We start from the raw sequence: 13,916 nt of genomic DNA, 5'->3' as shown, positions 1-13,916 counted from the left end.
GTGTACGGCCTGCGCCGGGTCGACCAGGGGCGCCTGCCCCTGGTGAAGGCCTGAGTCCCCGGCTCCTATTCCACCTCCAGCGGGATGCTCTCGAGCACCTCACCGCTGTCGGAAGCGCGGTAGCGGATCTCGTAGCTGCCCGCACTGGAAGGCGCGAACAGCTGCACCGGACTGCCCTGCGAGGCCCGTGCATCCTGCACCGCGCTGTCGTCCGGGTCCGCGCCGGCCTCGACGATCTCGATCAGATCCTCGAAGCGCCCCGGACCAGTGAAGCTCACCTCCACCGTACTCCGGGCGGCCACGGAATCTTCGGCCGAAAGGGTCACATCGGTACCGCCGACGGTAATCGGAATGGCCTCCAGGGTGCGGCCGGAATCGCGGATCACGTAGCGGATCTCGTACTCGCCCTCCTCGTCCGGCGCGGTCAGGGTCTCGGTGTCGCCGGAGACACGACTGCTGGCGCTGCGGCTGTCGCCGCTGTCACCCTCGGGCGCGTCCGGCTCCACGATGGCCACGAAGTCGTTGCGATTCTCCGGTCCCTCCCACCGCACTTCGAAATCGGCACCCGGCAGCACGGTGTCCGGCGCTTCCAGCGACGCCTCGACCGGAGTCAGCGTCACCTCCTGCGAGGCCAGCACCCGGCGACTGTCGCGCAGCACGTAGCGCACCTCGTGGGTGCCGAGCGCATCCGGCGCCTGGATCTTCACCGGCTCGCCGTCCTCCGAAACCCGGCTCGTGGCGCGGCGGGAATGCCCGGTTTCATCGTCCGGCGCCCCCGCCGCCACGATCGCGATGTAGTCGTTCCGGTTGACCGGGCCTTCCCACTCGACCTCGAAATAGGCCCCGGCCGGGACCTCCTCCGGTGCGGAGACGGAAGCCTCCACCGGGGTCAGCGTCACCTCCTGCGAGGCCAGCACTCGGCGACTGTCACGGATGACATAGCGCACCTCGTAGGTGTCCAGCGCATCCGGGGCCTGGAGGGTCACCGGCTCGCCGTCCTCCGAAACCCGCGCAGTGGCCCGCCGGCCATGCCCGGTGTCGTCGTCCGGGGCCCCCGCCGCCACGATCGCAATGTAGTCGTTGCGGTTGACCGGGCCTTCCCATTCGACCTCGAACTGCGCCCCGGCCGGGACATCACCGGGTGCCGAGACGGACGCCTCCACCGGCTCCAGCTCGATGGTGCGAGTGGCCAGGACCGCCCCCATTTCCCGATGCACGTAACGCAGCTCGTGGGGCCCGAGGGCATCCGGCATCTGCAGGGTTACCTGCTCCTCGCCCTGCACGCGGTCGCTGGCGCGGCGTGAATGGCCCGTATCATCCTCGGGCGCGCCCGGCTCCACCACGGCAATGAAGTCACGATCCTCGCCGGGCCCGTCCCAGCCGACATCGACCATGGAACCGACGCCGGCGGTGTCCGGGGCATGGAGCTCGGCGCCCGGCAGCGCCTGTTCGAGCGTCACGACCACTTCCCGGTCTTCCGCGAGGGTCGCCATCTCCCGCGCATCACCGCTCGTCGCGCCGCGTTCGGCAATGATGCGGTATTCCCCGGGCTCCAGGTGGAGTTCCAGCGGATCGGTATCCTCGCTGCGAACCTCGACCGCGTCCTCGATCTCCACGTTCAGTGCGACCCAGTCGACCCCGTCCAGGGCTTCCCCGGTTTCGGCATCCTCGGCACTCAGCTCCAGCGTGGCCTGCGTCTTCGCCATCATGATGTCGACCGGCTCGTCGGTCTGCGGGGTGATCTCGAACTCGGTCCCGCCGGCGAAGACCTCCGCTTCGGCCTCGACCGTGTAATGACCGGGCATCAGCTCCAGGTCGATGATGCCCCGCGACTCCCCGGAGAAGATCGACTCGCCCGCCTCCTCGGCGACGTCCCAGTCCACCCGGCGCACGTGCTCTTCGGGATTGCGTTCGTCCAGCGCGCGCAGCTGCACACGCAGCGCCTCGGGTTCCGCTACCGCGATCTCGTCCAGGGCGGCACTGAGTTCCTCGCCGGATTGCGTGGTGAACAGCTGGCCACCGGTCTGCTCCGGCACACAGGAAAGGGTCTGAACCTCTTCCTCCTCGAGCGCAAAGCCGACCACATGGGCGCGCAGGTCGATGCCCTCCTCCGCCATCTCGGCGGCCAGCGCACAGGGATCGCCACCGCAGTTTTCCAGGCCATCGGTCACCAGGATGATGTCCGCGGACTCGGCCGTGCGCGGGATCATCTCCCGGGCCCTGGCCATGGAGTCGGTCAGCGGCGTCATGCCCTGCGGATTGAGATCGTGGATCGTGCGCGCGATCTCGTCACCCTCGTGGGTACCCAGCGGCAGCACGGCCTCGATGTCGTCGCAGTCCCCTCGGCGGGTATGCCCGTAGGCCACCACACCGAAGGGAATGCTGGCGTCGCGACTGGCCGCGAACTCGTCGACCACCTCGCGCGCCACCTCGATGCGCGACTTGTCGTCTTCCATCCTCGCCCACATGGACCCCGAGGCATCGAACACCATGATGCTCACGTGATCATCGGCCATCACCGGCGACGCCACGCCGAATGCGCCGGCCAGCAAACCGCCGGCCACGGCCCGGCGCCAGAGTTTTCCGTACATTGTCCGCTCCCCTCAGTGCCATTGATTGGCCCGATGTTCCCCTTGAGAGGATCGCGCAATGCACAAAAGAACGCCCCCTCCAAAAGGAGGGGGCGACACGGCTCAAAGCCCGTTCAGCGAGGCCGGTCCTGGCCCTGCCGCCCTGCGATCCACGGCAGAAACAGCAGGCTCTCCAGCGGACCGCGGTGGAACCGTGAACGCCACAGGACCGCGAAGGCGGCGAAGGCCGCCATCGCCAGCAGGGTCACCACGGTCGCGATCGCGGGGGAGTCCATCACGTGGTCGTCCAGGCCCGAACTCTCGAGTGTCTCCCGCAGCATCCAGAGCACCAGGAGGTGGGTCACGTAGAAGGTCAGCGCCAGCTGCCCGGACGCGATCAGGGGCCACAGCCAGCGGCGCGTCCGATCGGCGAGGAGCAGGCACAGCCCCAGTACCGCGCCGGCGGTCAGCACCGAGCCGGCCAGCCACAACAGCATCTGACTGTGAGGCTGCGTGACCAGCAGCCGGTTCCAGCCCCAGTCGTCGGCATCCACTCCCAGCGCCCGCTGCAGCCCGGCGCTGGCCAGCAGCACCCCGGCCGTCCCCACCGCCCCGACCACGACCAGACGCCGGCGCACGGCGGTACTGCGCAGATCGAGCCGGCCCAGCCACATCCCGACCGCAAACGGCACGATCCAGGTCACCAGCGGATACGGGCCGGACAGCACCAGACGGTGCAGCATCTCGCCCGCGGCAAGCCCCGGCATCACGGGCGAACGGTCGAACACCTCGGGGCTAGTCAGCTGCCCGTGCAGAAAGATCGCCGGACCGAGAGCCAGCATCAATGCAGCGATGGCCAGCAGTCCGGGTGACGGCATGCGCAGCATGGCGATCGCCAGCACGAACAGAGCCGCGTAGGCCGGCAGGATCACGTAGATGGCGTCGGGCTCCAGGGCTTGCAGCCCGAGCCCGATCAGGAACAGCAGCGCGGCCCGCCACAGCAACTGGGCCTCGGCCCCGCCGCGTCGCGGACGCCGCGAGGCGGCCAGGAAGGATACGCCCACCCCGGCCAGCAGCATGAACAGCACCGACGCCCGACCCTGAGGCAACGCGTACAGCTGCCCGCCGAGCGTCTCCAGGCCCACCGGCCCGACATGCGCCGACAGCATGCCGGCCACGGCCAGCGCACGCGCCAGATCCAGGCCCTCCAGGCGCGATGCCGAGAGGGCGGTCATGCGGCCACCCTGCTCGCGCCAGCAACTTCGGCCCCGAGCTCGAAGTTCGGGGTTATGTGTCGAAAAGCGACAGGTCGGCGCGACCCATGTGGCACATTGCCACACCCGCGGCACCCGGGCGTACGGCGCCCCCCGCGAGCCCGGATCCGGATTCGTTGTGTCCCCGTCCAGTCCATGCCGGAGGGTCTAGCAAATCGCCGGCCACTCCGGGAACGGACAGGTCTCCGGGTCGATCAGGCCTGAATGTTGACGCTGGAGCCGGTGGTATCCGGGCCCGTGCTGGCCAGGCTGCCGTCCGCCATGAAGGTGGAGCCCATCTCTTCCTCGGCGCCCGGTTCGTCCTGCGCGGCGCCGTTATCCGGGTTGCCAGAGCCGGTGTCCGTCGAGGAATCGCCCGCCTGCATCTCCGAATCGACGGACAGTCCGGTATCGATCTCGCCCGCGGACTGCGTCGCTTCGGTGCCGCCAATTCCGGAGGTACTCCCGGTGTTGCCGGTGGAACCGGTCGGAGCCGCCGGGCTCTGGGTAGCGGCCGCCTGGGTGGCGTTCTGTGCGGGCTGGGCCTGCCCCATGGCCGGGCTGGCTGCGGCCTGAGCCGGCTGCGCCGCCTGCATGCCTCCCTGTGCGCCCGCCTGGGCCGGTTGGGCCTGCTGCGCCGCGGCCATGCCGGCGGCCTGCCCGGTCGCCTGGCCCGCCGGGTTCTGCCCGGCCGCGGCCGCGGGGCCCTGGTTCCCGGCGCCATTCGGTCCGTTCATGCCCGCCGTCTGGGCCATGGTGGCCGGATTGGGTCCGATACTGTTGATCATGGCGTGCTCCTGCTCGAAAGGTTTTCCCGCTCCAAATGAACGGAGCCGGGGCAACCTTGCCAAGCGAAACGCATGCCAGAATCTTCCCGAGCACGGCCGCGCCGCTCCATGCGGCGCCCCGGATCCTCACGCATCCCCGGATCGTTCCAGTGTCCCCGGAGCACCCTTGCCGATCATTTCCGGCATTCGGCATGCGGCAACCGGGTCATTTCTGCCCCAGTTCCTCCAGTGCCGCCTGGAGGTCGCGGACGATCGCCCGTTCATCCCCGCCGGCGGTCGTCGGATCCACCGGGTCCCCGATCACGATGCGCACCTTCCCGCCCGGCCGCGGGAGACGCTGCCCCGGGGCCATCACCTCGCGGGTGCCCTCGATCCACACGGGCACGACGGGGACGGGCTGCGCGGCCAGCACCAGCCCGATGCCGGGACGCAGGGGCTGCAGGCTTCCGTCCGGCGAGCGCTGGCCCTCGGGGAACCAGATCAGTCCGTGACCGCGCTGCAGACTGGCCGCCGCAAGGGCCAGGCTGCGACGCGGCGCGGCCCCCGGGTCCACCGGCAGGATCCGCGCCGTGCGGCTGAAGGCCCGCGACAGCGGGCCGGTGAACAGGTAACCCTGGAAACCGGCCCAGTACAGCGACTCGAGACGCTGCCGGTCCAGCGCCGGCAACAGCGCGAGCGCATCGACGAAGCTGAGATGGCGCGGGGCGATCACGTACGGTCCGTTCGCGGGGAACCGACCGTGCACCTCCACGCGCATCAGCAGCCGTGAGAGCACCCGCGCGCCGGCCAGCAACACCATCCCCGCGGCGCGGCGCAGCGGACCGGGCGGTTCCAGGGCGGTCTGCTGGTCGGCCTCCAGCAGCGACTCCGGATCCGCGAGCTGTTCCTTCAGATCGGCCTGCCCCTCGCGGGCCACCCCCGCGGCCGCCGCCTCCTGCAGCAGATCGCGCACCGTCTCGACCCGTTCGATCGCCGTGTCGTCCAGATCGATCCCGGCGCGATCCTGCAGCGCCAGGGTCAGGTCGACCCAGCTCAGCGAATCGATGCCCAGTTCGTCGGCCAGCCCGGTGTCCGGGGTCAGGCGCCGGTCGTGGAAACGCTCGGCGAGGTAGTTCCAGGTGCGCTCCGCGCCCGGGTCGGACAGCAGCTGCTGATCCTCCGGGGCCATGGATTCCGGCGACACCGGCTCCGGACGGGCCCGCGAGACCGCGTCCTCGCGCCCCAGCTCCTCGAACAGCTCTTCCAGCTTGTGCCGGCGCAGCTTGCCCAGACGCGTGCGCGGCAGGGGATCGAGCGCGACGCGCACCACGCCCGGGCGATGATGGGTGGGCAGCGACTTCGCCGCTTCATTGACGGCCTCGCGCGTGCGCCGTTCGAGCTCCTCGCCGGCGGCCTCACGCATCAGGCCCGCATCCGGCACCGCCACGACCGCCAGCCGGTCGTCATGCTCCAGCACGCCCGCCTCGCGGATCCCTTCGGCCGACTGCAGCGCGCCCTCCACACGTTCGGGATCGATGTTCTCGCCACCGGAGAGCACGATCATGGCGGATTCCCGACCGTGCAGATAAAGGAACCCATCCGCATCGATCTCGCCGGTATCTCCGGTACGGTACCAGCCGTCCGCGTCCAGGACCTTCGCCGTCTTGTCCGGGAGATTGAGATAGCCGGCGAACACGTTCGGCCCGCGGGCCATCACCTCGCCACGGCCGTCGCCGGAGCCACCGTCGTCGATGGCCAGTTCGACCCCCGGCAGCGCCACCCCCGCGGCGTCCAGACGCACCCGCTCCGGGGGGTTGTAGGTGAGAATCGGCGAGGTCTCGCTGAGGCCGTAGCCGGTCGCCACCTCCCAGCCCAGTGCCTGCAGGTTGCGGCCCAGCGCGGGGTCGAGCGCCGCGCCCCCGGCCACCACCATGCGCAGACGCGGCGCCAGGCGCTGATGCAGACTCCGGAACAAGCGCCGACCCAGGCGCAGGCCGAAGCGCTGGCGCGCCTGTTTCGACAGGCCCAGCATCGCGCGGAAAAGCAGCGCCGGTACCCGCCCCCGGCTGGCAACGCGATCCTGCAGCGCCTTCCACACGGCCTCGTAGAGCCGGGGCACGCCCAGCATCACGGTCGCCTCGCCATCACGCAGGCCGCGCACGATCTGTGGCCCGACCAGGGAAAACGGCACGATGATGGAGGCCCCCAGGGTCAGCGGCACGAGGATGCCGACCGTGAACGGATACACGTGGTGGAACGGCAGCGGCACCAGCACTCGATCCTTATGGTCCGCGACCTCTTCGGCGCACAGGGCCTCCACGTTGCTGGCCAGGTTGCGGTGGGTCAGCGGCACGCCCTTGGGCGGACCGGTGGTGCCGGAGGTGTAGAACACCGCGGCCACATCCCCGGCCTGAGCGATCGAGTCGGCGGGCTCGGCCTGCAGCAGGCTCGCCCAGGCATTCGGGGCATCCTCTGCGGCGTCGAACAGGCGGACCTGCCAGTCACCGGGGACATCCGCCAGCCGCTCTTCCAGCCCCGAGGTGGTGAAGACGAAGCGCGGGCCCGAATCCGTCAGGGCGTGGCGCAGGTCCTCGGACGGCATCTGCGTATCCAGGGGCACCACGCTGCCGCCGGCGTTCATCACGCCCAGCGCCGAGACGATCCAGTCCGGACTGTTGGGGGCCAGCAGCACCACGCGGTCCCCGCGTTCCAGGCCCGCCGCGCGCAGCCCGGCCGCCAGTCTCGCGGCCCTTTCGAGCAGTTCGGCCCGCTCGGTGGTCTCGTGGCCATCGCGGGTCATGGCCACCACCGCCTCGCGACCCGACTCGGGGGAACGCGAGGCGAGGAGTTCGTCGACGGTCTGAACGCTCATCCGCTGGCCTCCGGCGGGACGGCGCCCGCGCAACGTGGTGGGCAGTGCGGTTTCCATCATACGCATTGACAGGATTCGTCACGAAACCCCAATCTTCTGGCTAACGACAAGACTGCAGGGGGTTCCGTTGAACGCCACCGAGCTGCCCCCGTACCCGCGCGATGGCTACCTCCCGATCGAGGACCACGGGCTGATCGGCGACGGCACCACCGCGGCCCTGGTGGGGCGCGACGGCTCCATCTCCTGGCTCTGCGTCCCGCGGTTCGATTCCGACGCCCTGTTCTGCGGCCTGCTGGACCATCGCAACGGCGGTTCCTTCACGGTGGCCCCGGAAAACCTGACCGCTGCCACGCAGCGCTACGAGCCGGACACCGGGGTGCTCGTAACGGACCTTTCGGGGCCGGAGGGACGCGTCCGCGTGACCGACGCGCTGACCTTCCGCGCCGGCGCCGACCTGTCCGAAGATGCCCCCGCCGGGCGCGGCGAACTCCTGCGGATGATCGAGGTGGTGGAGGGGCGCGTGCGCCTGCGGGTCCGGCTGGAACCGCGCGGTGACACCGAGTGCCGACCGCATGCCGCGGGCCTGCAGCTGCGCCTGCAGCGTCGCCCGGAGCTCGAGCCGCACCTGACCTCCTCGCTCCCGCTGGCCGGGCTGGACACCACCCACGAGCTGTCCGCGGGCGAACGCCACCACCTCGTCCTCAGCTGGGAATCCGCGGGGCACCGCTTCCATCCCCGCCCGCCGGAAGAACTCCTCACGGACACCATCGCGGTGTGGCGCGACTGGATGCGCTCGTTCCGCTACCAGGGTCCGCAGACGGCACTGGTCCGCCGCTCCGCGATCACCCTGAAGATGATGGATTACACCGCGACCGGTGCGATGATCGCCGCGCCCACCTCCTCCCTGCCGGAGGCGATCGGGGGACCACGCAACTGGGATTACCGCTATGCCTGGATCCGCGACGCGGCGTTCTCGGTCTATGCGCTTGCCCAGATCGGCATGGGGCACGAGGCCGAGGGTTTTCTTGGCTGGGTACTCGATGCGGTGGACCGCGCCGGGCGGCCACGCGTGCTGTATGACGTGGACGGCCACGCTCCGCCACCGGAATGGCACGACCCCGGACTCGAGGGCTACCGCGGGTCTGCGCCGGTGCGGTGGGGCAATGCCGCCGCCGAGCAACGCCAGCATGACGTGTTCGGCGAGATCATGGACTGCGCCTGGCAATGGGTGCGTCGCGGCGGCGCACTCGAACCCGCGCTATGGGACCGGCTGCGGCGCCTCGTGGAAGCGGCGGCGAGGGAATGGCAGACGCCCGACCACGGGATCTGGGAGGTGCGTACGCCGGGGCGCCCGTTCACCTATTCCGCGGCGCTGTGCGCGGTGGCACTGGACCGGGGGGCGCGCATGGCCCGGTCCATGGGCATGGAGGCCGATGCCCGACGCTGGGAACTCGAGTACGAGCGGATCCGTACGGCCATCCTCGAGCAGGCCTGGGACCCGCAGCAGCAGACCCTGACCGAACACCTCGGCGGCGGCGGGATCGACGCCAGCCTGCTGGCCCTGCCCCTGCGGCGGGTGATTCCCGCCGACCATCCGCGCATGATCGCCACCACTCGCGCGGTGGTGCGTCGGCTGGGCGCCGGCGACGGACTGCTATTCCGCTACCTTCCCGATGAATCCCCCGACGGACTGGCCGGCCACGAGGGTGCCTTCCTGCTGTGCAGCTTCTGGCTGGCCGACAACCTTCTGGCCCAGGGCGAACGGGACGCGGCGATGGAGCTCTTCGACTCACTGTGCGCCCGGGCCAGCCCGCTGGGCCTGCTGCCGGAACAGATCGACCCGGCCAGCGGGGCGTTTCTCGGCAACTTCCCGCAGGCCTTCAGTCACGTCGGGCTGATCTCCACCGGGATCAACCTGGGCCGGACCTGATCCGCAACCGGGCCGGCCGGGCGTTCCGGTGGCGGCGCTTTCGTGCTATGAGAGAGAGGTGAGCGCTCGACCCGTCGCAACCTACCGTCTCCAGCTGCATCCGGGGTTCACCCTGGATGACGCGGCCGCGGTCGTGCCGTATCTGGCGGATCTGGGGATCAGCCATGTCTACCTGTCGCCGTTCCTGCAGGCGGTGTCCGGCAGCACCCATGGCTACGATGTCGTCGACCCGGGCCGCGTGAATGCCGAACTGGGCGGCGAGGCGGCGCGGCAGCGGCTGAACGTGGCCCTCGCCCGCGCCGGCATGGGACAGGTACTGGACATCGTCCCCAATCACATGGCGATCGCCGGCGACCAGAACCCCTGGTGGTGGGATGTCCTCGAAAACGGGCCCTCCAGCCGCCACGCTCCCTGGTTCGACGTCGACTGGGAAGCCGCGGAAGAGCGCTGGCCCGACAAGGTGCTGCTGCCGGTCCTGGGCGACCATTACGGCCGCATCCTCGAGGCGGGCGAACTGCAGCTGCGGTTCGCCGAAGGCCGGTTCACGCTGCACTATTACGAACACCGTTTCCCCGTCGACCCCTCCTCGCTGCATGACCTGCTCCAGCGGGTCTACCGGCGCAGCGGCCCGGAGCTGCTCGGTTTTCTGGCCGAGTCCTGCGCACGCCTGCCACGCCCGCGGGTAACCGGCGGCGAGCCGGCCGAACGGCGCCGGCGCGACCAGGAGGTGATCCAGCGACTGCTGGACGAGACCTGCCGCGACAATGCCGGGACCCGGGCCGCCGTGCAGGCCGAGGTCGATGCCATCAACGCCAGCCCCGATGCGCTGGACGCCCTGATCGGTGAACAGAACTACCGGCTTGCCTGGTGGCGCACCGCCGCAGAGGATCTGGGCTACCGCCGCTTCTTCGACATCAACGACCTGGCCGGGCTGCGCGTGGAGCGACGCGAGGTCTTTGACGCGATCCATGAGCTGCCCCTGCGCTGGACGGCCGAAGGCACCGTGGACGGTCTGCGGGTCGACCACCCCGACGGGATGCGCGACCCCGAAGAATACTTCCGGCGCCTGCGCGAGGCCTGCCCGGAGGCCTGGATCGTGGCGGAGAAGATCCTGGAACCCGGCGAGCGCCTGCCGCCACAGTGGCCGATCGCGGGGACCACGGGCTACGACTTTCTGAACCGGGTCCAGGGCCTGTTCGTGGATCCCGCCGGGGAGCCCCCGATGACCTCGCTGTACGAGAACTTTACCGGGGAGCCCGCGGATTTCGGCACCGTAGTGGTCGCGAGCAAGCGCCAGGTCCTGCGCGAGCTTCTGGGCAGCGAACTCCACCGGCTGACCTCGCTGTTCGTGCTGATCTGCGAACGTCATCGCCGCCACCGTGATTACACCCGCGAGCAGCTGCATCACGTGCTGCTGGAGGTCGCCGCCCGCTTTCCCGTCTACCGCACCTACCTGGCGCGGGACGCCGACCTGACCGAGGCCGATGCCCGCTGCATCCGCAGCGCCATCGAACAGGCGCATGCCGAAGCCCCGGAGCTGGATGCCGAGCTCCTGGACTTCCTGCGCGCCCTGCTCTCGCTGGAGGTGGATGGGGAACAGGAGGCCGAGCTGGCCCTGCGCTTTCAGCAGCTCACCGGCCCGGCAATGGCCAAGGGCGTGGAGGACACCGCCTTTTACCGGTTTCATCGGCTGGTCGCGCTCAACGAGGTGGGCGGCGCGCCGGACCGGTTCGGGGTATCCCCCGCGGATTTCCATCGCGCCTGTCACGACGCCCTGGACCGGCACCCGGACGCCATGCTCGCCACATCCACCCACGACACCAAGCGCAGCGAAGACGTGCGGGCCCGCCTGCTGCTGTTGTCGGAGATCCCGCAGGACTGGGGCCGTACCGTGGAGAAATGGCGCGAGCGCAACGCCCGTCACCGTGCGAGTACCGGTCCCGACCCCGCGACGGAATACCTGATCTACCAGACCCTGGTGGGCGCCTGGCCCATCGACCAGGAACGCCTCTGCGCCTACCTGGAGAAGGCCATACGCGAAGCGAAGCAGCACACGCGCTGGACCCGGACCGACCCGGACTACGAACGGGCCGTAATGGATTTCGCCCGCGGCCTGCTGGAGGACCGGGCATTCGTCGAGGCGCTCGAGGCCTTCGTCCGGCCGCTAGTGGCGCCCGGACGGGTCAACAGCCTGGCGCAGACCCTGATCAAGTGCATGGCACCCGGAGTGCCGGACACCTACCAGGGGACGGAGCTGTGGGACCTCAGCCTGGTGGACCCCGACAACCGGCGGCCGGTCGATTTTCGGCTACGCCGTGAGCAGCTGGCCCGACTGGACGTGCTGTCGCCCGCCGAGATCCTGGAGCGCGCCGATGAAGGCCTCCCGAAGCTGTGGCTGCTGCGCGAGGCGCTGGCCCTGCGTCGGCGGCGGCCCGGGGCGTTCGGGGCCGACGGCAGCTATCAGCCGGTCGCCGCCCGGGGCCCCCGGGCCGACCACGCCGTAACCTTTTTGCGCGGCGACCAGGTGCTGACCCTGGTGCCCCGGCTGATACTCCGACTGGCCGACGACTGGCAGGACACCGTACTTCCCCTGCCACCGGGACACTGGCGGAACGTCCTCACGGGGGAAGACCTCGAAGGCGGGGATATCCCGCTCGCGGCTCTGCTGGCCGGGTTCCCGGTCGCCCTTCTCGAGCGGGTGGGGGAGCCACAGTGACGCGGGTGACGGTCTGGGCCCCGCACGCCGCCCACGTCACGCTGGAATGCGCCGGCGAACGGTTCCCGATGGCGCGCCGCGAGGGTGGCTGGTGGGCGGTGGACGCGCCCGCCCTGACGCACGGCGTGGACTACGCCTTCCGGGTCGACGATCGCGGCCCCTTCCCGGACCCGCGTTCACCCTGGCAGCCACAGGGCGTCCACGGGCCGTCGCGCTGGCTGGAGCATTCCCGGTTCCACTGGAACGATGCCGGATGGCGCGCCCCGCCGCTGGCCTCCGCGGTCATCATGGAGATCCACGTGGGGACCTTCACGCCGGCCGGCACCTTCGATGCGGTGATCGACCGTCTGGACCACCTCGTCCGGCTGGGCATCACCCACATCGAGCTGATGCCGGTGGCCGAGTTTCCCGGCGAACGCGGCTGGGGCTACGACGGGACCAGCCTGTTCGCCCCGCATCACGCCCTGGGCGGCCCGGACGGCCTGAAGCGCCTGGTGGACGCCTGCCACCGGCACGGCCTCGCCGTGCTCCTGGATGTCGTGTACAACCACCTGGGTCCGGACGGCAATTATCTCGGTCAGTTCGGTCCCTATTTCACCGACACCTACAGCACGCCCTGGGGCGATGCCGTCAACCTCGATGGCCCCGACAGCGACGAGGTGCGGCGCTTTATCCTCGACAACGCCCTTATGTGGCTGCGCGACTATCACTTCGACGGCCTGCGCCTGGACGCGGTCCATGCCATCGTCGACACCTCCCCCATCCATCTGATGGAGGCCCTGGCCGACGAGGTTCGGCGTCTGGAGACGCAGATCGGCCGACCGCTGATGCTGATCGCCGAAAGCGATGCGAACGATCCGCGCCTGATCCGGCCGGTCGAGGTCGGCGGCTACGGCCTGGATGCGCAGTGGAACGAGGACTTTCACCATGCCCTGCACGCCCTGCTGACCGGCGAATCGCAGGGCTATTTCGCGGATTTCGGCCGACTTGAGCACTTTGCCCGCGTGCTCGACCGCGGCTTCGCCCTGGACGGCCGCTACTCCCGCTACCGCCGGCGGGCGCACGGCCGGCCGGCCAGTGACGTGCCGGGGCGACGTTTCGTCGGCTGCCTGCAGAACCACGACCAGATCGGCAACCGGGCCACCGGCGAACGCAGCAGCCATCTGCTGTCGCACGGTCTGCTGAAAGTCGGGGCCGCGCTGGTGCTGACCTCGCCGTTCATCCCCCTGCTGTTCCAGGGCGAGGAATGGGCCGCGTCCACGCCGTTCCTGTATTTCACCGACCACCGCGACGCGGAACTGGCCGCAGCGGTGCGCGAGGGTCGCCGCAAGGAATTCGCCGGGTTCGGCCACGATCCCGCGCGCATCCCCGACCCGCAGGCCGCCGAAACCTTCGAGCGCTCGCGGCTCGACTGGGACGAACCGCTGCAGGAACCCCATGCGGACATCCTCGAGTGGCACCGCGCCCTGATCCGGCTGCGCCGTTCCCGAGCCGCCCTCGCCGACGACCGTCTCGACCGCCTGCGCGTGGAATTCGACGAATCCCGCCGCTGGCTCCTGCTGCTGCGTCCGGATCTGGTGGTGGCCTGCAATCTCGCCGCCCGGCCGCGGACCCTCACCCTGCCCCCGGAGGCCTCGCACCTGTCCCTGCACCTGCGTTCCGAGCCGGACATCCGGCTGGATCACACCGGGCTCCGGCTGCCCGCGGAAGCGGTCGCCGTGCTTGCCGGGCCGGACGCGCCGCAGGACTGAGAACGTGACGCACCACCCTTTTTGCCAGCGGCTCCCGGAAACACCACCTGCGTCCCC

The 13,916-nt window shown here is 70.1% G+C and carries 7 protein-coding genes; 3 read left to right on the top strand and 4 right to left on the bottom strand.

The window, feature by feature from the left end; translation table 11 throughout:
- Positions 1-65: 65 nt before the first annotated feature.
- The 4 genes from F787_RS0109385 to F787_RS0109370 form a co-directional block, all read right to left on the bottom strand.
- The gene (locus F787_RS0109385) at positions 66-2,591 is read right to left on the bottom strand and encodes a VWA domain-containing protein (protein ID WP_028491998.1); all 2,526 of its coding nucleotides are present in this window, start codon (positions 2,589-2,591) and stop codon (positions 66-68) included.
- A 113-nt stretch (positions 2,592-2,704) separates the two neighbouring features.
- Positions 2,705-3,805: an acyltransferase family protein gene (locus tag F787_RS0109380; RefSeq protein ID WP_028491997.1), complete on the bottom strand. Its 1,101-nt coding sequence runs from the start codon at positions 3,803-3,805 to the stop codon at positions 2,705-2,707.
- Positions 3,806-4,038: 233 nt separating this feature from the next.
- Positions 4,039-4,611, bottom strand: coding sequence for a hypothetical protein (locus tag F787_RS0109375; protein ID WP_018870854.1), 573 nt, complete (start codon positions 4,609-4,611; stop codon positions 4,039-4,041).
- Between the two features lie 205 nt (positions 4,612-4,816).
- Positions 4,817-7,462, bottom strand: coding sequence for an AMP-binding protein (locus F787_RS0109370; protein WP_028491996.1), 2,646 nt, complete (start codon positions 7,460-7,462; stop codon positions 4,817-4,819).
- A 127-nt stretch (positions 7,463-7,589) separates the two neighbouring features.
- On the opposite strand from F787_RS0109370, the gene F787_RS0109365 reads away from it, so the two are divergent.
- From F787_RS0109365 to treZ, 3 genes are read left to right on the top strand one after another with little or no spacing between them, the layout of a single operon-like run.
- On the top strand, positions 7,590-9,392 hold the full coding sequence (locus tag F787_RS0109365) for a glycoside hydrolase family 15 protein (RefSeq protein WP_028491995.1): 1,803 nt from the start codon (positions 7,590-7,592) through the stop codon (positions 9,390-9,392).
- A gap of 58 nt (positions 9,393-9,450) precedes the next feature.
- The gene (gene treY / locus F787_RS0109360) at positions 9,451-12,108 is read left to right on the top strand and encodes a malto-oligosyltrehalose synthase (protein ID WP_028491994.1); all 2,658 of its coding nucleotides are present in this window, start codon (positions 9,451-9,453) and stop codon (positions 12,106-12,108) included.
- The gene (treZ, locus tag F787_RS0109355) at positions 12,105-13,859 is read left to right on the top strand and encodes a malto-oligosyltrehalose trehalohydrolase (RefSeq protein WP_028491993.1); all 1,755 of its coding nucleotides are present in this window, start codon (positions 12,105-12,107) and stop codon (positions 13,857-13,859) included. The genes treY and treZ overlap by 4 nt, the downstream gene beginning before the upstream one ends.
- Positions 13,860-13,916: the final 57 nt, after the last annotated feature.

The sequence above is a fragment of the Thioalkalivibrio sp. ALE19 genome (assembly GCF_000428605.1).
Classification (GTDB): Bacteria; Pseudomonadota; Gammaproteobacteria; order Ectothiorhodospirales; family Ectothiorhodospiraceae; genus Thioalkalivibrio.
The sequence above is the reverse complement of the archived record's forward strand: the minus strand, read 5'-3'. Positions and strand labels throughout refer to the sequence as shown.

Excerpts from the sequence above, each read along its gene's own strand:
- F787_RS0109385 (WP_028491998.1), bottom strand. The coding sequence starts at position 2,591 with ATGTACGGAAAACTCTGGCGCCGGGCCGTGGCCGGCGGTTTGCTGGCC.
- F787_RS0109375 (WP_018870854.1), bottom strand. The coding sequence starts at position 4,611 with ATGATCAACAGTATCGGACCCAATCCGGCCACCATGGCCCAGACGGCG.
- F787_RS0109370 (WP_028491996.1), bottom strand. The coding sequence starts at position 7,462 with ATGAGCGTTCAGACCGTCGACGAACTCCTCGCCTCGCGTTCCCCCGAG.
- F787_RS0109380 (WP_028491997.1), bottom strand. The coding sequence starts at position 3,805 with ATGACCGCCCTCTCGGCATCGCGCCTGGAGGGCCTGGATCTGGCGCGT.